The sequence below is a fragment of the Arsukibacterium tuosuense genome (assembly GCF_900215315.1).
GTDB classification, from domain to species: domain Bacteria; phylum Pseudomonadota; class Gammaproteobacteria; order Enterobacterales; family Alteromonadaceae; genus Alishewanella; species Alishewanella tuosuense.
Window position 1 is genome coordinate 369,644 of the sequence record NZ_OBEB01000002.1, and the last position, 21,653, is coordinate 391,296.

General features: G+C 51.8%; 16 protein-coding genes. 10 read left to right on the forward strand and 6 right to left on the reverse strand.

Going from position 1 to position 21,653, the window contains the following annotated elements:
- Nucleotides 1–69 precede the first annotated feature (69 nt).
- The 5 genes from CRO03_RS06155 to CRO03_RS06175 all read left to right on the forward strand — a co-directional run bounded on the left by CRO03_RS06155 (nucleotide 70) and on the right by CRO03_RS06175 (nucleotide 10,175).
- Nucleotides 70–2,382, forward strand: a complete 2,313-nt coding sequence (locus tag CRO03_RS06155) for an efflux RND transporter permease subunit (RefSeq protein WP_097110737.1) — start codon at nucleotides 70–72, stop codon at nucleotides 2,380–2,382.
- Nucleotides 2,369–3,187, forward strand: coding sequence for an outer membrane lipoprotein-sorting protein (locus CRO03_RS06160; protein ID WP_097110738.1), 819 nt, complete (start codon nucleotides 2,369–2,371; stop codon nucleotides 3,185–3,187). The genes CRO03_RS06155 and CRO03_RS06160 overlap by 14 nt, the downstream gene beginning before the upstream one ends.
- Nucleotides 3,188–3,215: 28 nt before the next feature.
- On the forward strand, nucleotides 3,216–4,910 hold the full coding sequence (locus CRO03_RS06165; RefSeq protein ID WP_097110739.1) for a type IV pilus assembly protein FimV: 1,695 nt from the start codon (nucleotides 3,216–3,218) through the stop codon (nucleotides 4,908–4,910).
- A gap of 83 nt (nucleotides 4,911–4,993) precedes the next feature.
- Nucleotides 4,994–8,266: a DEAD/DEAH box helicase gene (locus tag CRO03_RS06170; protein WP_245861506.1), complete on the forward strand. Its 3,273-nt coding sequence runs from the start codon at nucleotides 4,994–4,996 to the stop codon at nucleotides 8,264–8,266.
- A gap of 184 nt (nucleotides 8,267–8,450) precedes the next feature.
- On the forward strand, nucleotides 8,451–10,175 hold the full coding sequence (locus tag CRO03_RS06175; RefSeq protein ID WP_141397731.1) for a hypothetical protein: 1,725 nt from the start codon (nucleotides 8,451–8,453) through the stop codon (nucleotides 10,173–10,175).
- A 78-nt stretch (nucleotides 10,176–10,253) separates the two neighbouring features.
- Here CRO03_RS06175 and CRO03_RS06180 read toward each other — a convergent pair whose 3' ends face one another.
- Nucleotides 10,254–10,673 (reverse strand): c-type cytochrome, encoded by a 420-nt coding sequence (locus CRO03_RS06180; RefSeq protein WP_097110741.1) that lies wholly within the window; start codon nucleotides 10,671–10,673, stop codon nucleotides 10,254–10,256.
- A gap of 170 nt (nucleotides 10,674–10,843) precedes the next feature.
- Between CRO03_RS06180 and CRO03_RS06185 the strand changes: the two genes are divergently transcribed.
- Complete coding sequence (locus tag CRO03_RS06185; RefSeq protein ID WP_170948954.1) at nucleotides 10,844–11,944, forward strand: serine hydrolase domain-containing protein; 1,101 nt, start codon at nucleotides 10,844–10,846, stop codon at nucleotides 11,942–11,944.
- Nucleotides 11,945–11,956: 12 nt separating this feature from the next.
- Here CRO03_RS06185 and CRO03_RS06190 read toward each other — a convergent pair whose 3' ends face one another.
- Nucleotides 11,957–13,366 (reverse strand): alpha-amylase family glycosyl hydrolase, encoded by a 1,410-nt coding sequence (locus CRO03_RS06190; protein ID WP_097110743.1) that lies wholly within the window; start codon nucleotides 13,364–13,366, stop codon nucleotides 11,957–11,959.
- 291 nt (nucleotides 13,367–13,657) lie between these two features.
- On the opposite strand from CRO03_RS06190, the gene CRO03_RS06195 reads away from it, so the two are divergent.
- The gene (locus CRO03_RS06195; protein ID WP_097110744.1) at nucleotides 13,658–14,398 is read left to right on the forward strand and encodes an endonuclease; all 741 of its coding nucleotides are present in this window, start codon (nucleotides 13,658–13,660) and stop codon (nucleotides 14,396–14,398) included.
- A gap of 129 nt (nucleotides 14,399–14,527) precedes the next feature.
- On the opposite strand, the gene CRO03_RS06200 is transcribed toward CRO03_RS06195, so the two are convergent.
- The gene (locus CRO03_RS06200; RefSeq protein WP_097110745.1) at nucleotides 14,528–15,850 is read right to left on the reverse strand and encodes a metal-dependent hydrolase family protein; all 1,323 of its coding nucleotides are present in this window, start codon (nucleotides 15,848–15,850) and stop codon (nucleotides 14,528–14,530) included.
- Nucleotides 15,851–16,104: 254 nt separating this feature from the next.
- Between CRO03_RS06200 and CRO03_RS06205 the strand changes: the two genes are divergently transcribed.
- Together CRO03_RS06205 and CRO03_RS06210 are read left to right on the forward strand one after the other, a co-directional pair.
- Entirely contained in the window at nucleotides 16,105–16,605 is a 501-nt protein-coding gene (locus CRO03_RS06205) for an Mpo1 family 2-hydroxy fatty acid dioxygenase (protein WP_097110746.1), read from the forward strand.
- 69 nt (nucleotides 16,606–16,674) lie between these two features.
- On the forward strand, nucleotides 16,675–17,304 hold the full coding sequence (locus CRO03_RS06210; RefSeq protein WP_342745185.1) for a DUF6445 family protein: 630 nt from the start codon (nucleotides 16,675–16,677) through the stop codon (nucleotides 17,302–17,304).
- A 31-nt stretch (nucleotides 17,305–17,335) separates the two neighbouring features.
- Here the strand turns inward: CRO03_RS06210 and CRO03_RS06215 are convergent, their stop codons facing one another.
- Nucleotides 17,336–17,728, reverse strand: coding sequence for a hypothetical protein (locus CRO03_RS06215; protein WP_097110748.1), 393 nt, complete (start codon nucleotides 17,726–17,728; stop codon nucleotides 17,336–17,338).
- Nucleotides 17,728–19,359 (reverse strand): S41 family peptidase, encoded by a 1,632-nt coding sequence (locus CRO03_RS06220; RefSeq protein ID WP_097110749.1) that lies wholly within the window; start codon nucleotides 19,357–19,359, stop codon nucleotides 17,728–17,730. The genes CRO03_RS06215 and CRO03_RS06220 overlap by 1 nt, the downstream gene beginning before the upstream one ends.
- A 267-nt stretch (nucleotides 19,360–19,626) precedes the next feature.
- On the opposite strand from CRO03_RS06220, the gene CRO03_RS06225 reads away from it, so the two are divergent.
- Nucleotides 19,627–20,667, forward strand: a complete 1,041-nt coding sequence (locus tag CRO03_RS06225; RefSeq protein ID WP_097110750.1) for a DUF2804 domain-containing protein — start codon at nucleotides 19,627–19,629, stop codon at nucleotides 20,665–20,667.
- A gap of 31 nt (nucleotides 20,668–20,698) precedes the next feature.
- On the opposite strand, the gene rlmF is transcribed toward CRO03_RS06225, so the two are convergent.
- Nucleotides 20,699–21,595, reverse strand: a complete 897-nt coding sequence (rlmF, locus tag CRO03_RS06230; protein ID WP_170948955.1) for a 23S rRNA (adenine(1618)-N(6))-methyltransferase RlmF — start codon at nucleotides 21,593–21,595, stop codon at nucleotides 20,699–20,701.
- Between the last annotated feature and the right edge of the window lie 58 nt (nucleotides 21,596–21,653).

Sequence of the window (21,653 nt, forward strand, 5' to 3'; positions counted from 1 at the left end):
TTTGACAATTGCCTGCTAAGCTGAGAGGCAAACCGGCATGCCCTTTACTTTAACCAAAGGTAGCGACAGATGATTCAGCGCTGGCTGCAGCATATTCTGGCTTATCCCCGTCTTGTCACGGTGTTGTGTCTGCTGCTTATTATTGGCAGTGGCCTTGGCATCGGTAACCTGTATTTTCGCGGTGACTATCGGATCTTCTTTACGGATGATAATCCGCAGTTGCTGGCATTTGAGCAAATGCAGCAACAGTTTAATAAAAGCGACAACATCCTGATTGCCATCGCACCAGCCGATAAGCAGGTGTTCAGCGCCGAAACCCTGACTCTGGTGCGGCAGTTAACCGAGGCCGCCTGGCAGACACCTTATTCAATTCGGGTAGATTCGCTGAGTAATTATCAGCATACCGAAGCGATAGACGATGATTTATGGGTCGCCGATCTGGTCGGCGACGAGCTTGAATTGACCCGCTCTGAGCTTAACAAAATAGCGCAAGTGGCGCTAAACGAGCCGGTACTGGTTAAGCGACTGGTGTCCGCCGATGGTGCGGTTACCGCCATTAATATTACCCTGCAGCTACCGGAACAAAACCTGCAACAGGAAGTAAAAGAAGTATGGCAGGCCATTTCTGGCATGCTGGATACTTTTAAAGCATCGCACCCTGATACTGACTTTTATGTCAGTGGCGTCGTGGCAATGAATTATGCTTTTGCTTATGAGGCCGAGAACGACGTTAAAACCCTTATTCCGGTTATGTTTGCAGCTATTTTGCTGATGCTGGCCTGGTTACTGCGTTCAGTATTGGCATCATTGGCTACGCTGGTAATTATTGTGGTGACTGTAGTCAGTACCCTGGGTCTGGCGGGGTGGGCGGGTCTGTTTTTAAGTACCGCCACCGTCAACGTACCGACGATTCTGATGACCCTGGCAGTAGCGGATTCCGTGCATCTGATAGCCTCAATGCAATTTGCGCTGCGCCGCGGTGACAGCCGGCTCCAGGCGATACAATACAGCCTGAAGCGCAATATCATGCCGGTATTTATTACCAGTGCCACCACGGCCATTGGCTTTTTAACCCTGAATTTTTCTGAAGTTCCCATTCTGCGCGATTTGGGCAATATGACTGCAGTGGGCGTGATGCTGGCCTGCTTATTCAGCCTGGTATTGCTGCCGGCACTACTGCTGTTTTTACCGGTCAGTGCCGGCCAGCATAAGGACAGTGCTGCCGGCAGTGCCGATAGCACAATGTTATGGCTGGCCAATATGGTGATCCGCCGGCAACAGCCGCTGTTCTGGGGTATGAGCATCGTGATTATTGGCTGTAGCGCCCTGATTACCCTGAATACTATCAATGATGAAGCGGTAAAATATTTTGCTGCTGATACCGAGTTTCGCCAGGCCAATGACTTTCTGGAGCAGAACCTGACCGGCGCCACTACCGTTGATTTTGTTATCTCCGGTGATCAAGCCAGTGCGGTTAACCAGCCTGAGTTTTTAACCGCGGTGGCGGGGTTTACTGAATGGCTGCAACGTCAGCCGGAAGTACAGCACGTTAACAGCATTACTGACACCATGAAGCGGCTGAATAAAAACATGCATCAGGACGACCCGGCATACTACCGCTTGCCGGAAAATCAGCAGCAAGCCGCCCAATACTTATTGATGTATGAAATGTCGCTGCCGTTTGGCCTCGATTTAAACAATCAGCTTAATCTGGATAAAAGCGCTACCCGGGTGGCCGTCAGCTTACAAAACCTGGGCAGTAAACAGCTTACTGCCTTTGAAAGCCGGGCCCTGGCTTACCTGGCCGAACATGCCAGCGCTTATTCCGCCACTGCAGCCAGTACTGCACTGATGTTTGCCCACATTGGCGAGCGCAATATGGCGTCGATGTTGCAAACCCTGCCGTTGGCGTTGGTGCTGATTTCACTGTTACTGGTATTTAGTTTGCGATCGTGGCGACTGGGCGTGCTGAGCCTGATACCGAACATTACTCCGGCATTGGTGGCATTTGGTTTATGGGGGCTGCTAAGTGGTGAAATTAACCTGGCGCTGTCGGTCGTAGCCGGTATGAGCCTGGGGATTATTGTTGATGATACCGTGCACTTTCTCAGTAAATACCGGGCGGCCAGAGTGGAAGGGCAGGCAGCCGAGCAGGCAATACGCTATGCTTTTACCACTGTCGGGCGGGCTTTATGGATCACCACTGTGGTATTGGTAACCGGTTTTGCGGTATTAATGCTGTCTGGCTTTCGGCTGAATTCTGATATGGGGATGTTAACTGCACTGGTGATCCTGGTGGCCCTGGTTATCGATTTTCTGTATCTGCCGGCCTGCCTGCTAAAATTTGATGCAAAGGAGTATAAAACAGATGCCACAGTTTAAGACTAGCCGCTCGGCCATATTGATGCTGGCTGTCGGCCTGCTGCTTGGGATGCCGGTCGCCGCTGATACTGACGCAGAAATTGTAGCCAGTCGGGAAAAAGGGCTGCAAATCGCCACTGAGCAGAAACAGCGCGATACCGGCTGGGGTGACAGCGAAAGCAACGTGCTAATGGTACTGCGCGATGCCAGCGGCAACGAAAGTATCCGACGGATGCGTACCCTGGCCCTGGAAGTAACCGGCGATGGTGATAAATCACTGATCATTTTTGATGAACCCCGGGATGTTCGGGGCTCGGCCTTTTTAAGTCATTCTCACCCTACGGCCGAAGACGACCAGTGGCTATATTTACCGGCGATAAACCGGACCCGGCGTATTGCCAGCCGCAATAAATCCGGCCCTTTTATGGCCAGCGAATTTGCCTATGAAGATATGTCGTCGTTTGAACTGGCGAAATACCAGTTCCGCTATTTACGCGACGAAGCAGTGAATGGCGTAATGTGTTACGTGATTGAACGGCTCCCGGCCGATAAATTCTCTGGCTATAGTAAAACCATTGCCTGGGTGGATAAAGAGCACTACCGGGTGCAGAAAATTGAGTTTTACGACAAAAAACAAAGCCTGCTGAAAACCTTAACCGCCAGTGATTATCAGTTGTATCTGAATAAATACTGGCGGCCAATGCTGTTGCGGATGCAGAACCATCAAACCGGAAAAAGCACCGATCTGATCGTAGAAGAGCTGCAATTTAATGTCGGCCGCAGTGCGGCTGATTTCGATGTTAACGTGCTGGAGCGGCTGCGTTGACAGCCAGCACAAAGCAAACCGAGGTAGTATGACAACGTTGGTATATCAGGTTATCCGGGGCCCGGTTGTCCGTTTATTGCTGGCAACATTGCTACTGACTGCTTCTGCGCTGAGCGGTGTACTGCAGGCGGCAGAGCTTGGCCCGGTGGCAAAAACCGATACCCTGTGGCGGTTGGCGGTGCAGGTCCGGCCGGACGAGGCTGTCAGTATGCCGCAGGTTGTTTATGCACTCTGGCAGGAAAACCCTGCCGCCTTTGTCGATGGCGATATTAACAAGCTGCGGGCTGGCAGTGTGTTGCAGGTACCCGCTCGCAGCAAGATGCTGGCCACCGGCGCTGCGGAAGCCAGAGTCTGGTATTATCAGGCTATCAGACGGCCGCTGGCATCAGCTGTCCCACCGGTAAGAACAGTCCCCAGGCAGGCAGCAGTTAAACCCGCACCTGCAACGTCGCCGCGCGACAGTCAGCCGGAGCCGGAGCCAGCGGCTTCCGAACCGACAGCAGATCCAGAGACGCGCACTGCGCCAGCAGCCGTCAGCATAGTGCCGGTTACTGAGGCGCCAGCAGAACGCACGTCGCCTCCCGAGCCAGCAGGCGGTTTTAATTTACGCCAGCAACATCAGCTGACGTTGCAACAACGCTATTTTGCTGAAACCGGTACTATGGGTCAGGCCCGGGCGCATACGCTGCTTAGTCTGCTGTCAGACTGGTCATGGCAGGACGACGACGGGGTCCATAGCTTTCAACTTACACCTTTTTTACGCTGGCATCAGCGTGACAGTGCCAGCAATCTGCTTGACTTACGCCAGGCCTACTGGCGCTATGCTGGCAGCAACTGGGAGTTTAAAGCAGGCAACGATATTGTGTTTTGGGGGGTAAGTGAGTCGCAGCGGCTGGTCGATGTCATTAACCAGGTGGATATGGTCGGCGGGGTGGAAATGGAATCGCGACTGGGCCAGCCAATGCTTAGCTTTAAAGGCTGGAATAGCGCCGGTACCCTCGAGCTGTATTTGCTACCCTATTTCCGTGAACGCTTGTTTGCCGATCCGGCAGGCCGGCTGACGGCACCCTGGCCGGTGGAGCATGCTAGTGCCTTGTATGAATCCAGTGATAAGCGTAACAATCTCGACTTTGCCCTGCGCTGGTCACAACGCTTCAGCTCAGTTGATTTAGGCCTGAGCTATTTTGCCGGCAATAGCCGCGAACCGCTGTTAATACCGCAAGCTGCAACGCAACAACTGCAACCTTATTATTTCCAGATGCAGCAAATTGGCGTCGATGCTCAGTATGTTGCCGGTGACTGGCTGTGGAAGCTGGAAAGCATATACCGGCAGAGTGGTCCGCAGGAATTTGTCGCCGCTACTGCCGGCTATGAATACACCCGGGTAGGTGTATTTAACCGCAGCTGGGATCTTGGCTGGATAGCCGAGTATCAATATGACAGTCGCGGTTTGCAGGCACCGGTAACCGGTCAGAACGATCTGTTTATTGGCTGGCGTCTGGCACTGAACGATGTGGCTGGCAGTGAAGTTCTGCTTGGGGTGCTGCAAGATTTAGATCGCAGTAGCAGCCGTAGCGCCAAACTGGAGGCGTCGATGCGGTTAACCAATAGCTTGCGGTTGCGCCTGAACGCCTGGCTGTTTCAGACCGACGATGTCAGTGATGTGTTGTATAACTTGCGCCAGGACGACTACCTGGAGCTAAGCCTCGATTATTATTTTTAGCCTGCCTTTTTGTTGAAAAACCAGCAACAAGTTACGAAGACGCTTTGGTCTGCTGCCAAAGTAAGCTAGCATGGGGGTTTTCGTTGGCGGCAGGCGTAACCTTGCTGCCAGAAGTCACTTTTGCAAGAGTTAACGATATTTTGAATAGCCCGACTGAACAGCACGCCTTTCCACTGGATGAAGACCGCTTGTTGCAATGGTTTGATAGCGCAACCATGCACCGGGCCCGCGCCTATTTGCAGGCCGGTAAAGTGGTTAAACTGGAATACAGTGATGATTTAAGCCAGGTCAGCGCTCAGGTTTGGGGCGCCGGGTTTTCGCCGTACCGGCAAAATATCGTACTGGCCCAAACCGATAGTGGCTGGGCGTTACGCGACAGCTGCAGCTGTCCGGTCGGCCATCGTTGCAAACATATTCTGGCGGTATTACTGCGGTTAAAGCGCGATTATGCCCAGCAGCAGCTGCGGATAAAACAGCTACCCCAACTGAAACTGGATAACTGGTTTAACGAACTGGAGCAATTACAACAACCGGTTCGTGATGACAGTGGTGATACCGTGTTGTATTTACTGAGCTATGGCCAGGCCGGTTTGCAGTTGTATCCGCGCCGGGTGCGGCTGATGAAAAAAGGCGGTTACACCAAAGGGCAGGCGATTGGCAAATACGACTTAGTCAGTCCGCAGCCACCGGCCTGGTTGAGTGAAAGTGATTATCAGCTGTTAACCTTGTTCCGCAGCCACAACCTGGCGGAGCAATCGGTGCTGGAAGATAACTGGGGCTACCAGCTGCTGCAACAATTACTGGCAACTGAGCGTTGTATGTTCAGCGAGGCCCGCTATCCACTGAGTTGGGGTGAAAAACGGCCATTAGAATTAAGCTGGCATAACAGCAAGGCCGGGCAGCAACTGGGCTGGCAAATTGGCGACGATCATAACAGTGTGCTGGTGTTTACCGACCCACCCTGTTATCTGGATACCGATACATATCAGCTGGGGTTACTTACTACCCCACTGTCTGGCCGTGAATTAAAGCTGCTGTCAAAAATGCCCCCGGCACCAGCTGCCCTGTTGCAAAGCCGGCTCGGCCGCTTGCAGCAATTGTTACCGAAAATCAGCCTGCCAATGCCCGAAGGTTTGGGAGTTGAGCAAATTAATGTCACGCCAACACCGGTATTACAGTTGAAAATGTTGCCGCGCCAAAGCAAGGGCCGGCAGGAGCCGGTGGCCTTGCTGAGCTTTGACTACGATAAGCAACGGCTGCCGCTGGATTTACAGGCATCGCAAACTGAAGTGCAGCAGGGCTCGCAAACATATTTTGTCAAACGGCAGCGGGCCAGCGAAACTGCAGCGCTGGAAGTGTTGCTGGAACTGGATCTGCTGAGCCTGCCACCGCTGCCCGCCCCAAACGAACAGCAGGCTGCTTTTGGGGTAGGTGATGGTCCGGACAACCCTGAACTGTGGCAACCCTTGCTGCAGCAGCTGGACAGCCTGCGGGATGATGGCTGGCTGGTCGAACAGGCCAGCGATTTTAATCTGGATATACTGGCGGCTACACCTTACTTACAGGTAAAAGACGGTAAACAAACCGGCTTTGAGCTGGGTATTCAGGTGGATATTGATGGCCAGCAAGTGCCTCTGTTGCCGCTGATCAGCCAGTGGCTGCGCCAGAACGGCTTGCCAGGCGACGAGCAGCAAATCTGGCTTAGTTTACCCCAGGGCAAACTGGCGCTGCCAATGACCTTAATTCAGCCACTAATCGACACTATTGTCGAGCTGCTGAATATGCATAAAGCACCGCTGACGCTTGAGTTACCAGATTACAAAGCCGCCATTCTGCCACCGCCTGGTGCTGCAGAAATTCAGTACTTAAATGCCAACCGGTTGGCCAGCCTTAACCAGCAACTGCATAATTTCAGTGGCATTACCGATGTCGACTTACCAGACAACCTGCAAGCGACGTTGCGGGGTTATCAGCAACAGGGCTTAAACTGGCTGACTTTTCTTAAGCAATATGGTTTAGGTGGGGTACTTGCCGATGATATGGGGCTGGGTAAAACCCTACAAACCCTCAGTTTTATTCTTAAGCAGTACCAGCAGGGGGAGCTGACCCAACCGGCGCTGATCATTTGCCCTACCAGCTTACTGGGTAACTGGCAACAGGAAGCGCGCCGCTTTACCCCTGATTTAAAGGTGCTGCAGGTATATGGCCCGAAACGCCGGCCACTATTTGACGAAATGGAAAAGTATCAGCTAATCGTTACCAGTTATCCGCTGCTGGTACGGGACATTGCCTTGTACCGCCAGCATCGCTTCAGCGTGGTGGTGCTGGATGAAGCCCAGCATATTAAAAATGCCGGCAGCCAGGCGGCACAGAGCGTGCGGGTATTGCACCGCGATTTCAGCCTGGCGTTAACCGGCACACCACTGGAAAATCATTTGGGTGAGTTAAAATCGTTATTTGATTTTGTGCTGCCCGGTTTGCTTGGCACCGAGCAACACTTCAGCCAGGTGTATCGCAAGCCCATTGAAAAACACGGCGATACCGAGCGTGCCCGGGTGCTGCGCCAGAAAATAGCGCCCTTTATGCTACGTCGTACCAAAGGTCAGGTCGCGACTGAACTGCCGGAAAAAACTGAAATAGTCCAGTTGCTGGAGCTGGAAGCTGATCAACGTAACCTGTACGAAAGTATCCGCTTAATTATGGAAACCAAGGTGCGGGAGCTGTTTGTCCGCAAAGGGGTGGCTGCCAGCCAGATTGAATTTTTAGACGCGTTGTTAAAGCTGCGTCAGGTATGTTGTGATGCCCGGCTGGTGCCGATAGAACAGGCGCAGAGCGTACGCCACAACGCGAAATTGCAATGGTTGCGTGACACCCTGCCAGAGATGCTGGAAGAAGGACGGCGCATTCTATTATTCAGCCAGTTTGCCAGCATGCTGCACCTGATCGAGCAGGAACTGCAGTATATGGGCATCAGCTACAGCAAGTTAACCGGCCAGACCAAACAACGCCAGACCCAGATAGATGCCTTTCAGAATGGCGAAACTGAAGTATTTTTGATCAGCCTGAAAGCGGGGGGAACCGGCTTAAACCTGACCGCTGCTGATACCGTTATTCATTATGACCCCTGGTGGAACCCGGCAGCAGAGCAACAGGCAACCGACCGGGCGCACCGGATTGGCCAGGATAAGGCAGTGTTTGTCTATAAACTGATAGCGCGCAATACCGTTGAAGAGAAAGTACAGCAATTACAGAGTTTTAAGCAGGGGCTCGCTGATCAGTTATTAGGTGGCAGTAAAGGCCAGTTATGGCAGGGCGAGGCTGCAGATCTGTTAGCGCTGTTTACCAGTGACGAATAACACCGCCAACATACAAAAGCTGGCGCAGGAACATTGTTATTAAGCAGTTAAGAATGTAATATCGATGCGTTTTAATCTGGCGTGGCGCGATGCGTTCGGCAGCAGGGTGAACAGAAACCAGCAGCACGATAAAAAAGCCCGGAATTTAACACCAGGATTTAATTACAATATCAAGGAGTCAGTGATGCGTAAATTACTTGTCGCGGTGGCTATTATTGCCGGCGCCATTTATGGTTATATCAAACTCAGCGGGACAGACAGCGTCGCAGTTGATCACCCTGAGCTGGAGTTTGTACCAGCCGATACCGTATTTTTATCGGCCCAGTTAGAGCCGGTAGATTTTGTCGCCTATTTAAATGCGTTTGGTTTAAGCCCGGACTATTACAGCGACGCCAGTCAGCAACAGTTAGCTGAGCTTGCAGCCAATACAGATGAGCCGCAGTTGCGTTTTGTATTAAGTTTAGCCGGTGAGTATATGCGGGCCCTGGCGCAACCAGAGCAGTTAGAAGTGGTAACCGGAATTAAGCCTCAGGTACGCTCGCTAAGCTACATGGTTGGCCTGACGCCGGTGATGCGAATTGAACTGGCAAATGAAGACGCTTTCTGGCAGTTATTTGACCGGGCGGAGGAAGCCAGCGGCATCAGCCATCAGGCGCTACCTGGTGAGGGCGGTGGTTTTCGCTCGTATCCATTCAGCTTCGGCGAGTTCAGCGCCGAATTGCTGATTTCAGTAACCGATGGCTGGGGCAATATGGCACTGGTACTGCCAACGCAAAGTGAACAAACCCGCCAGCTGGCATTACTGACGGCCAAACCAGAGCGCAGCATTATCAGTGACAACCAGTTGGCTAATATTGCCTCTGACTATAATTTAAACCCGAATGCCATAGGTTTTATCAGTTTTCAGCAACTGGTAACCGGCCTGACCACAACCAATGGCAACCGCCTGGCAAACGACATTCAGCTGCTGGCCAGCCCGCAGTTCAACGCAACGATGCAGCCCTGGCTCGCTGCCGAGTGCCAGCAGGATTTAACCAGTATTACCAACAGCTGGCCTGGCATGTATTTCGACAGCAAAATTACCACTAAAGCAGGCCAGCAGACGCATGTCCGCAGTAAAATGCTGGTTCCGACTTCTAATAACGAGACAATTACTACCCTGAGCAGCATTCGTGGTTTTGTACCGAACCATGTCGCAGAAGGCATGAACGGTTCGGTACTCAGTTTTGCACTGGGGCTGGATATGGCCGAGTTTGCTCCGGCGATAACTAAAATCTGGCGCGGTTTAACCCAGCCGGCTTATCAGTGTCCGCAACTTGCGCAATTGCAGCAGCAAATGCAGCAAGCTAACCCGATGGCGATGTTAGCCGCCGGTGCCATGGTGCACAGTATTCAGGGCGCGTCGGTAACGATTAACAACCTGGCGATGGACCCTAATACCATGCAGGTCTCTGCAGTTGATGCCATGATAAGCGTGACAGCTAAGAATGCCCGCAGCTACCTGGAAGGCTTAAAAGCCATGGTGCCGGGTACGGCGGAAATAACCCTGCCGGCCGATGGCGAAGAGTTGCCACTGAACAGTGTGCTACCTATGCTGGATGCTTTTGGGGTAACGCCAATGCTGCAGGTTAACGATTCGCATCTGGTGGTTTATGCTGGTGATAAAGGTACCGCCCAGGCGAAAGCGACGCTGCAGCAAGCCATTCAGAAAAACGGCATGTTGAGCTTTGGTATGGATTACGCGCAGTTTTTTGGCATGATGACTGAAGCAATGCAAGCCAGTGGCCAGCCAGTACCTGAAGAGCTCAGCTCGTTCAGCGAAATGAAGATGCAGGTTCAGGCCAATATGGATATTGACGAGCAGGGCGTGGTAGTACATAGCCAGATGACGATGGGTGAGAAAGAGTAATTATCCGGCGTCAACGTTAACGTGATAACAGGGCAGCCGCTGGCTGCCCTTTTTTATGCTCAATTTTAAACAATCTAATCAGTCTGCCTGGGTTGCTGCCGAGGTGGTGGCTGGTGTTTGCAGAGAAAAGTAATACGCCAGCGCAGCAATATCGGCGTCGTTCAGGCCGCGGGCTTGCGGGGTCATTAGCGCATGTTTACGCTCGCCACTGCGATAAGCGGTTAACGCGCTGGCTAAGTCTCGCTCGCTACGGCCAGCCAGGCTGGGGTAGTTCGGATGACTGGAGATACCATTGCGGCCATGACAGGAGGCACAGCTGTATGCTTTTAACTGGCCTTGTTCAAAAAGCTGGCGCTGTGGCTCAGTCAGGCTGGCAGTAAGTTGCTGTTGGCTGGCATCTGGGGTGGGATCGGTACAGGCGCTGAGACTGCTCAGCGCCATAACAGTTACTGCAATAAATAATGTTACACGTCTGGCGGGGGCTAAGGCTTTGTTCATAACAGCTCCTGAAATTGATTGCTTCAGCCTGCCATAATGCCTGAAAAAAGCCCAGCAAAACCACTGGAAGATGCCGCTTATCCCAGATCAACGTCGCCTTATCACAGCATTTTGCGCTTTGTTGCTGCAGCGATTAAGCTTAAAAATATTTCGATAAAATGGTAATGCCGGTGCGTCTCTTTTTGAATGTAATGCTGTGGGCTTGTCTCAGTGCATGTGGGGGTAGCGGGGATAGCGACAGTACAGTCAACAGCACGCCGGTCATTGATGTCAACTGGCAACCTGCTGCGGCCAGCGACTGGCCAATTAGCACCGCAGCGGCCGAGGCAATGGATGGTGCTGCTCTGCAACAAGCGTTTAACCGCGCTGCCGGACTCAGTCCGATGCATGCATTGCTGGTTGTCCGAAATGGCAAGCTGATAGGCGAAGCCTATTACCATGACCAGCAGCGTGATTCGTTACAGCATTTACGTTCTGTGACAAAAACTATCACTATGCTGATGATTGGTAAGGCCATTGAGCTTGGCGCCATCAGCTCTGTTCATCAGCCGATAGCAGAGTTTACCACTGAAGACTATAGTGCACTCCTTAGTGACAAAGCTGATATTACCATAGCGCATCTGTTAGACATGAGCAGCGGCATAGAGTGGGACGAAAGCACCGCTCAGGGCTACAACGACTGGGTAAGTGCCAGCGATCCGGTAGAATATGTATTGCAGCGGCCGCTTGTTAGTGCACCCTCCAGCCAGTTTAACTATAACTCTGGTACCTCACATTTATTGTCCTATATTCTGACTAAGGCCACAGGACTCTCTCTGGCCGAATTTACTAAGCTGCACTTGTTTACGCCTCTGGGGATTAATGAGTTCAACTGGGAAACCCTGGATAATGGTCTAAGTAACGGCGCTGCAGGGTTAACGCTTCGGGCCCGTGATTTAGCTAAAATTGGAGTGCTACTCCAGCAACAGGGCCGCTGGCAAAGCCAGCAAGTCATTGCCGCCAGCTGGGTTTTGCAGGCCGCAGCCGTTAGTCAGCCACTGAACCAGCCTCTGGGTGGGCTTGAATTACACGGTTACGGCCAGCAATGGTGGCTAGGCAGCACCAGTGCAGGAGACTTTCAATTGGGCTGGGGATTTGGCGGACAGTTTGTGCTGACCATGCCTGAGCAAAATCTGACAATAGTGTTGTTGCAGAATTTTCAGGCTGGGGTTCCTGGTCAGACTAATGCCGCAATGCAGCTTATCCGGCAGCACATACTGCCGGCACTTTAAAAGGCTTGTAGTCTAATCGGCATACCACATTCTGGCCTGACGGGCCGGAATGCTGAAGCTATGGTTGCTGCCGCCAATGCTGAAGGTTGCACTGCCACTTAGCACATCACGATAAGTACGATACCAGTAAAAGCGGCCATTGGTGTTGACGTTAAAGGTGACCTGACCACCACATTTATTAATGCCTACCACGCCTTCCTGGCCGCGGCGGAATAAAATAGCGCAGTTACTCGAAGCCAGTACTTCCATGCCCTGGCCCTGCATCCGGTTATGAAAGTTAATCATCCTTTGCATAAAAGTCGCGCGAAAGGCATTAACCCAGCGGTTATTGTCAGTACCGGTGCTGTCGCTGAACACCAGTGGCTTGCCGCCGTCTCTACCCAGCACATAAGCATAGGCCAGGTATTCATCGGTCGGATCCATGATCAGGTAGCGAAAGCCGTCGTTGGTGGGAATATCATGGGTAATGGTGAAAGTGACCGCCCGGTTATTGGCCAGTGCCTGGCCATAGGCACCGGGGTCAACCAGCTCGTTCATACTGCCACTGGGGGTAAACGCCCGGCGTAAGCTTTCAAATAACGGGAAATCGTAAGCTTTATGGTCGGTATATTGTAAATACGGCGCCAGAAAACTGTTGTACTCATTATTGCCGGTACCGCCGCTGGTGATAATTTCACCAAACACATACAAGCCGTTTTTGATATCGGCGGTGAAAATCTGGTTAATATGCCAGATGGTCATATGCTTGGCCGCATCGACCCGGAAGCCTTTTACCCCCATATTCTTCAGTGCCTGTAGATAGGCGCGTTGCTGTTGCAGTACCCAGCTGTTCGGGTTTAAGTCAGGTAAACCGCTGTCGCCAGCACCACCACACAAACGCCAGTTCTGAACCTGCCAGACATCGTTATAGTTCTGGATGCAATTCGCCGGGTTAAAGTCCCAGGGACTGAACAACCCCTGCGTTAAATTGCCAAACAGCCGCTGGTTATTCCAATAGGTGGGGTTGCCAGCATAGCTGTTTAACGCCGCCTGGCCGGGAAAATCAGTGGCACCATTGCGCTCGTTAGCCATATGGTTTAACACGATGTCGGCATACACGTCGACCCGGCGCGCCGGGTTGCTGTCGTTCAGTGCATTAATCATCGCCTGAAACGATTGCTTATTGCCTTTGCAGTGGTCAATAACCCTTATATCCTGTGGCTGATAACGTTGCCACCAGGCACAGTTGCCGGCATTAGATTTCAGCGGAGGCGCAACCAGTACTGCTTTATAACCGAGGTTTTTAATTTCCTCTGCCCGATCAGCGACCTCGTTATAATGCCAGTCGAAGGCATGTAGAATAACGTCAGCCAGTGCCTGTGGTGCAATAAATAATAGTATGCCAAGCAGCATACTGCGGGAAGTTATGGTAAAAGCTCGCATGTTTTCGTCCTGTAATTTGTTGTTTTGCAAGACATCCGTGCATGAGCCGCCAGCTATGCCAGCGAAGTGTTAGTGACAACAAGACCCCTTTAACACAACTTCAGCATACTTAGCTGCTGCAGCGAAATATTGTTGCTTCACGCCAAAATGACAATTAGTTTACAGTTTATAAATAATAGGAACGCCTGGCAGCAGTTCAGGATGAAACTGACAACTGCGTTACGTGTTAACTCGATTCACTTCGGGTTATAGTAAGCACCCGGCAGTTTTCACTGAAGTAAGTGGTAGTGAATGAAGTTTTTCTCTTTTTTCATCAGCAGCGTCTTGCTGCTGTTGTCCGTTGTATCCGAGGCGGCTCCGGCTAATTTTGACCAGGCAAAAAAACTGGCGCAGCGCATTCACGCCCCCGAGGCCGGCAGCTTTTACTGTGATTGTGCCATTCGCTGGCAGGGCAAAAAAGGCATTCCCGATCTGGCAGGCTGCGGCTATCAGGTACGCAAAAATGGCCCGCGGGCGAATCGGATTGAATGGGAGCATGTGGTACCAGCCCATCATTTTGGCCATCAGCGTCAGTGTTGGCAAAATGGTGGCAGGAAAAACTGCGTAAAAACCGATAGTACCTTCCGGGCCATGGAAGCCGACTTATATAATCTGGTGCCGGCGATAGGTGAGGTGAACGGCGATCGCAGTAACTATCGTTTCGGCGTGCTGCCATCCTCGCCGGCGCAACACGGCGCCTGCCCGGTAAAGGTCGATTTTAAGCAACGGGTGTTCGAGCCGCCCCCACAGGTAAGGGGTGATATTGCCCGCACTTACTTTTATATGGCCGACAAATATAACCTCAACCTGTCCCGCGCTCAGCAGCAACTGTTTATGGCCTGGCATAAACTGGACCCGGTAAGCGCGACAGAGCAGCAGCTAAACCAGCGCACCCGCCAGCATATGGGCCACGACAACCCTTTTATTAGTGGCGATCGCGAATGGCACCCGGGGTACCGCCCCACCGGCTATGGTTTGGTGGTAAGACAGTAGCAACCAATGGCATTACTATTCACCCTAAATCAACGCTATATCAACTACTTAAAAATGGGTCAGAGTGATTTTTCAGTGGTTTTTTCAAACAGCCAATTTAGTGTTGTGTCCGCTGCTCGCGCAACGCCGCTAGTTAGCAGCAAGGGCATTTTTATAAATTTTACCATCTTTAATAATCAGCAGCAGATTCTGTTCAGGGTCTGCCAGCAATTCTAATTGCGCTATCGGGTCGCCTTTTACCAGTAATATATCGGCCAGAGCGCCAGGCTCTATTACGCCTAACTTACCTTTGTAAGGCATCCGCTCGCCTGACAATGCCAACAAACGACCATTGTCGTATGTGGCCATTTTCAGCACTTCAGCCGGGCTGAACCAGCGCTGCATTTTTACCAGCTGGGCGTTCTGATTAGCCGTTTTGCCGGGCGAAAATAGGATATCGGTACCCCAGGCCAGTTGTACTTTATGTTTTTTTGCCAGGTTGTAAGCGCGATCGGTGCCATTGCTTACCTGTAATTGCTTTTGCCGTGCTTCGCCTTGCTGTGGGTTGGCGTACTGGTCATCCAGAAACGGCTGCAGGCTCCACCAGACTCCCTGCTTTGCCATTAACTTTACCGTAGCCTCGTCGGCCAGCTGACCATGTTCAATGCTTTTTACGCCGGCCCGAATGGCCATTTGCATCGCTCGCGGGGTGTAGGCGTGTACGGTAACGTAGGTGCCCCAATTGGCTGCAGCCTGCACGGCGGCATGCATTTCTTCTTCGGTGTACTGCGCTACATCCAGTGGATCATAGAAGGATGACACACCGCCACCGGCCATTAACTTCAGCTGGCTGGCGCCCAGCATCAGTTGTTCACGGCTGCGTTTCAGTACCGCGTCTTTACCATCGGCAATGGCGGCTGCGCCAATCCGTTCGGTATGGCTGAGGCCATTGTCATGCGGTATATCGGTCGGCAAACGGAAATCGCCATGGCCGCCGGTTTGAGAAATAAGCGCGCCCGATGGGAAAATGCGCGGGCCAGTTAATACGCCGCGGTCTATCGCCTGTTTCAGACCAAACACCGGCCCGCCAACATCGCGCACTGTGGTGAAGCCGCGTTGCAACATAGCACCCGCTTCACGCCCTGCCAGGTGATGAACAAAACCGGCATCGCCGGTCAGCGCAGCTATTTGCGGTGCCGCGGCAAATGTCAGGTGGGCGTGGGCATCAATTAAACCGGGAATAAGGGTATAGCCGGTACCTCTTATTACCGTGGCATCGGCAGCCGGTGTTACCGGGGTACTGTGCAACTGCTTAATCCGGTTAGCTTCAATTTCCACGGTAACCGGTTCGGTAAGCCTCAGGTCTTTACCGGTAAATACCCGTACATCGGTAATATAGATAGGCTGTTGCAGAGCGTGCCCGCTCAGGCTGCAAAACAACATTCCAGCGACTACCACAACATATTTCAGCATCAGTGTATTCCTGTTTAAAGTTAGCTGCTTAAGCATAGCCCATTAAGATAAGGCAGTATTGTTAGCCCAGATATTTTCCGTTGTAGTTAAAAAAGCAATAATTTAACAATTGAGTGCCAGAACAAGCATTATGTATAGTACTATCTTTTTAACTGTAGCTTTGGATCAGTGACGATATTCTCAACTTCAGAGCAATTAATCCGTAAAGCTATACTCGTTAAGTGATATTGCTGCGTTGACCGGAGTGAACAACGATGAAAACCCTGACTGAACACCTGAGCCAGTATGCGCTGTATCATCGTGACCAGCGCAATATAACCACCCACTATGCTGGGATACCGTTAATTGTGGTAGCCATTTTCAGTTTGTTGTCTCTGCCGCTGGTTAGTCTGGCCGGTATTATGCTTACCCCGGCCTTGCTGCTGTTTATTGCCACAGCGATTTTTTACTTCCGGCTCGACTTTCGCTTTGGGCTGGTGATGCTGCTGTTTAGCGGCAGTTGTTTTGCTATTGCAACTTATCTGGCAGCCCAGCCTTTTGCGATTTGGCTTGGCAGCTCACTGGGGCTGTTTGTTGTCGGCTGGGTGTTGCAGTTTATTGGCCACTATTATGAAGGCAAAAAGCCGGCTTTTGTTGATGATATTGTTGGTCTGTTTGTTGGCCCGCTGTTTGTAGTGGCTGAAATTGGTTTTAGTTTCGGCCTGCGCAAAGCGCTGCAGCAAGAGATTGAAAAAACCGCCGGCAAGGTGCATTAACCACCATAAAGTGGTTGATTTACCAGCAGCTGGCGGCCTAGACTGGCACTACAAAAACAATTACAAAGGATTTGTAGCGTGCCAACTTCATTTATTGTGGTAGATGACTTTCTGGACAACCCGCATCAGTTAAGGGATGCCGGGCTTAGTTTGAATTATCCTGAGGTGCAGGGGCCTTATCCGGGCAGAAACTCGGCGCAGCGGGTAAACCTTGAAGGATTGAACCAGCAGGTCTCGAGGCTGGTTGGTGAGCCACTGGTGGCCATGGCGCATAATCAGGCGCATGGCAAATTCCGGGTGGCGTCTGGTAGTGATGTCGGCACGGCCAAGGTGCATGTCGACAGTTCACATTGGTCGGGTATTTTATACTTATCCCGGCCAGAAGATTGCAAAGGCGGTACTGAGTTTTTCCGGCACAAAGCAACCAATACTGAGCGTGTTCCTTATAGTGATCAGGAGTCGCTGCAAAGGTTTGGTGCTCCCTCGGCAAAGCAATGGATTTCAGACTTGCTGGCAACCGACTCCAACGACGACTCGAAATGGGAGATGACGCACCGCATCCCAATGCGCTTTAACCGGCTGATTTTACTTCGGCCCTGGCTCTGGCACTCCGCCGGTGAATCCTTCGGTACGACTATTGAAAACTCAAGAATGGTTTATCTGATGTTTTTTGCCTCCGCTGCTGCAGTCAGGCGCTAAACATCCGATATCAGCAGTTGCTGCTAGCCACTCACTGTTCTGCCGCAGCCTGCTGACAACTGCTATTGCTTAGCTGCACAGTCCGGCCGCTGGCCGGATGGCTTAACAGGCATTGGTTATCGGCCTGTTGCAGCTCCAGTAATATGGCAGGCTGATTATGCCGGCCCATAATGGGCCGGCCTTGCGGGTCACGTAAAATAGCCTGTTCAATAAACAGCTGATGACTGTTAACAAAGGCATTGTCAGCCAGTTTTAGCGGTTCGCCACCAATCAGCTCGATAATAGCCTGCTGTAGCTCAGCTTTTATGGTCGGGCTCATATTAGTCAGCCGGGCGGGCTGTGGTTCGGCCTGAGTCATCTTGCACCCTGTCAGCAAGTAAGCGCCAGCCAGCAGGCTGACGCTTAGTAGTATGCCGCGCTGCATTACTGCAGATCCTGAGCGGGTTTAATTGGCTGGTTAACTTTGTTTTCCAGTAAAAAAGCTTCCATTCTCGGATCATGGCGCCGGATACTTAAGCCGCTGCCGTCATCGCTACGTTGTTGCTGGCTCAGGCTCTGGCCGGCCACGCCCAGCGGGCAGCTGTCATTGGCTGCATAGTGCAGCGCACTGGCCAGCATCCGCTCCGCCGGATCGCCTAACTGGGCCGAGAAATCATCTGCTACCTGGCAACCTTGCACATCTGCGGCAAATACCGGCGCCGGGGTCGGGTAAAAACCATCAGCATATTCGCCAAAGTCTTTGGCATTGGCGCCGCTGAACTGAATAGTAAAATAGGTGGTGCCGCAGTTATCGGTCGGGTAAAAACCATAAGGCTTACCGCAGGTTTGGTCACCAATCAGAATCACCTCAACATCAATACCGCGTAAACCATTGATAAAGGCCTCGCTGGCCGAGCAGGTGTCACCGGTCGATAACACAAAAATCCGGTTCAGGTTTAGTTCCGGCAGCGGAGTATTGGTTAAACGGCCCGCTTCGTAATCAATTTCAAAGCCATAAAATGGCATCGGGCTTAAGGTCTGGCCGGTTACCGGATCGCGGTTCGGATGCTTGTCATTGAATATGGTTTTCTCGAATACCCGATCCTGAATAATCGCATCGCCACTGACCATATAGGCAAATTGCGAGGCCAGGGCCAGCAAGCCACCACCGTTGTAGCGTAAGTCGATAACCACATCGGTAACATTCTCGGCAGCAAAGTTATCTACCGCACTTATCAGTTGCTGCTGGGCCAGGGCAATATGGCTGTTAAATTGCAAGTAACCGACCTTGCCGGCATCAGTATCCAGTACCTGCACATTCTGCACCGGGCTACTGGCCACATCAGCAGAGGTCAGGGTAACGGTCAGGGTTTCACCTGCGTTGGTTAAAAATACAAATTCATGTTGCTCGCCAGCACTTTCCGGAAACAACGCAGCATTAATGGCGTTAACGCCGGCATTAGTGTTGTCGTTAACAAAGTCTATACCGTCAACTTCGATTAAATCCGCACCGCGTAGAATATTGGCATTAGCTGCCGGAGAATCCGGTTCGGTGTAGGCAACCAGTAACGAGCGCGGTGGTGTGGTACTGCCAAACGACCAGGTAATACCGTAGCCTGAGCTTACTCCGGATTGGGTTTGCTGATTATAACTGGCGGTGCTTTCGGCAAAATGGAAGTTGTCTTTGGCGGCGCCAGAGTCGGTTAGTTCATCTGTTTTTAGTTGGTCGAAAAAATCCAATACCGAGAAATTGGCTGGGTTATTGTCAGGTAACTCGCGATACCATAAGTAAGTGTTGTTGCTCCACGAGCGCAGCCACATTTTTTCATGCATGGTAGTGCCGGCGCGGTCTGGGAAAGGCTGGTTGTCATTGTAAGGGTCGGTACCGGTGCGCGGCGTGGCACAGTAGTTTTTAAAGTTACTTTCCGCCGCAAATACCCCGGCTGTCCAGATGGGAGCGGTAACACCTGAGCCACCACCGCCTGAGCCGCCCCCGCTGCCAATATTGCCAGAGCCACCGCCGCCACAGGCAGTAAGTAAAATAACAGATGAGACCAATAAGCTGCGTTTAAACATGGTTAGCCCTACCACCACTAGTTAAAATGAAGGCCCACGTTGCCTGTTAAATTGTTAACAAATCAGCGGGGAAATTGTATATTTTGAGATAGCGAAGTTAGCAAAAATGCTGTAAATCGGCAATCGATAATTTTGTACTGAACGCGAGGCTAACAAGTTAAAAAATCTGGGAAAAGTACTGAACTACATGTTTTGTTACAAAAAACGGCTGCGCTTTGCTAGCTAAAAGTTTAGATTAGCCAGTGAATATTTATTGCCGGAATTGCTATGGCCTTCACTGCGCAAGCTGAACCCAACCTGCAGCCCACTCCTTTTCAGCTTATTCAGGCCGATGGATTGCCGCAATTTGGCGTTTTTAACCAGCCTGTAACCGACCTGGGGTTGGCCAATTTTGTCTATCGCACACCAATGGATAAGCTGGCATCCCGGTTGGCGCGCTGGGCTCACTACAAACAATTTCAGTTTGTCAGCATCAGCCACCCGGACTGGATGCTGGCCGCGGCGATTGCCGACATCCGCTACCTGTGCTCTGGCTTTGCCTATTTTTATCAGCGCAGTACCGCCAGCCTGAGCGAATTTAAACTACTGCAGCCGCTGGGCCGGCAAAGCCAGATGAGTGCCTCGCCTACCGCTGGAGTAGCGGACATAAGGGGTGGGAATAACCATATAAGTATTGAGCCCCGCGGCTATAGCTGGCGGCTGGCTCTGCAAAGTAAGCACCTTAATGCTGATTTATCGCTAAGTCCTGGCACAACAATTGAACCCCTGGCTCTGTGTTTGCCGACAGGCTACAACGGCTGGACCTACACCCAAAAACATAACGGGTTGCAGGTCACAGGTGATATACACTTTCAACAACAAACTGTTGCGCTAACCGGCGCGCTGGGCGGCTATGATTTTTCTGCAGGTTATATGCGCCGGGAAACCAGCTGGCGCTGGGGCAGTTTAAGCGGTTTTAGCGGCAGCGATAAAATGGGTTTTAATCTGGCGGCCGGGGTGAATGAAACTGGTGCCACTGAAAACTGCTGTTGGTTAAACGATAAACGTTATCTACTGCCAGCGGTGCATTTTATTTTTAACCGACAGCAACCGGATGCACCCTGGCAGCTGTTAAGCCACTGTGGGGCTATCAATTTACAGTTTATACCGGCTGCTAAAAGGCAGGAGCGGCTGAACCTGGGGCTGCTGGCCAGTAATTTCCGCCAGTATTGCGGCAGCTGGCACGGCACTATTACCCTTAGCGACGGTAAGCAAATAAACTGTAATGGCCAGCAGGGGCTGGCAGAAGATCATTTCGCCCGCTGGTAAATTACCCTTGGCTGAACCTTGTTTAGCTTGCTTAGAAGCGCCAGGCCAGTATATGGCTACTTTTCTGGCCTTGCTGCATCTTAATTTGTTCAATCCGGGCTGCCCCGGCCTGACGGGCAGCTATAGCCAATGCTTTTAAGTGGCTTTGCTGTGACACCAGGCTGCTGAACCAGCCCACCTGCTCTGCAAACTCAACACTTTCAGTAATCAATTGCTTGATAAACGCCTGCTCGCCGCCCGGGCACCATAGTTCATGCTGCTGGCCGGCAAAATTGCGTTGCTGGGGGTTGTCATTAAGCCCGAGGTTCGTGCGCTTGCGCTGATTAGCCGCGGCTGCTTCGGCAGCTGAACCGTAAAATGGTGGGTTACAGACAGTTAACGCAAAGGCATCGCCAGGCTTAATGATGCCGCGCAGGATGCTGTTGCTATCTTGCTGGCGGCGCAAACTTATCTGGCCGTTTATTTTCGGGTTGCTATCAATAATCAGCTGCGCAGCTTTTAATGCTAATTCATCAATATCGGTACCGACGCAGCGCCAGCCATAGCTGCGGTTGGCAATCATCGGGTAAATGAGATTGGCGCCACAACCAATATCCAGCATGCTGATTTGCTTACCGGTAGGCACGCCAGCGGGCCCGGCCAGCAAATCTGCGGCATAGTGAATGTAATCTGCCCGCCCCGGAATGGGTGGGCACAAATAACCCGGCGGCAGTTGCCAGTGCTTTATCTGATAGTAATGCTGCAGCAACGCCGCATTTAACGCTTGTACCGCCACTGGCTCACTGAAATTAATGGTTGGCTCACCAGCCGGGCTTACCGTTAGATGTGCCCGCAACGGCGGGTAGCCTTTGCTTAGCGTGGCTAAGTCATAACGGCCCTGGTGCGGGTTGCGGGGGTGCAGTTGGGCTGATTTTGTCATAGTGGTCATAGTGACTGCAGTAACTTACGTTGCTGGCAGTTTACGTTATTCCATCATGGCTGGCGAG

Coding starts and splice junctions, on each gene's coding strand:
- CRO03_RS06195 (WP_097110744.1), top strand. CDS start 13,658: ATGAAGTTTTTCTCTTTTTTCATCAGCAGCGTCTTGCTGCTGTTGTCC.
- CRO03_RS06155 (WP_097110737.1), top strand. CDS start 70: ATGATTCAGCGCTGGCTGCAGCATATTCTGGCTTATCCCCGTCTTGTC.
- CRO03_RS06190 (WP_097110743.1), bottom strand. CDS start 13,366: ATGCGAGCTTTTACCATAACTTCCCGCAGTATGCTGCTTGGCATACTA.
- CRO03_RS06225 (WP_097110750.1), top strand. CDS start 19,627: ATGGCCTTCACTGCGCAAGCTGAACCCAACCTGCAGCCCACTCCTTTT.
- CRO03_RS06215 (WP_097110748.1), bottom strand. CDS start 17,728: ATGCAGCGCGGCATACTACTAAGCGTCAGCCTGCTGGCTGGCGCTTAC.
- CRO03_RS06180 (WP_097110741.1), bottom strand. CDS start 10,673: ATGAACAAAGCCTTAGCCCCCGCCAGACGTGTAACATTATTTATTGCA.
- CRO03_RS06200 (WP_097110745.1), bottom strand. CDS start 15,850: ATGCTGAAATATGTTGTGGTAGTCGCTGGAATGTTGTTTTGCAGCCTG.
- CRO03_RS06205 (WP_097110746.1), top strand. CDS start 16,105: ATGAAAACCCTGACTGAACACCTGAGCCAGTATGCGCTGTATCATCGT.
- CRO03_RS06160 (WP_097110738.1), top strand. CDS start 2,369: ATGCCACAGTTTAAGACTAGCCGCTCGGCCATATTGATGCTGGCTGTC.
- CRO03_RS06175 (WP_141397731.1), top strand. CDS start 8,451: ATGCGTAAATTACTTGTCGCGGTGGCTATTATTGCCGGCGCCATTTAT.
- rlmF (WP_170948955.1), bottom strand. CDS start 21,595: ATGACCACTATGACAAAATCAGCCCAACTGCACCCCCGCAACCCGCAC.
- CRO03_RS06165 (WP_097110739.1), top strand. CDS start 3,216: ATGACAACGTTGGTATATCAGGTTATCCGGGGCCCGGTTGTCCGTTTA.
- CRO03_RS06220 (WP_097110749.1), bottom strand. CDS start 19,359: ATGTTTAAACGCAGCTTATTGGTCTCATCTGTTATTTTACTTACTGCC.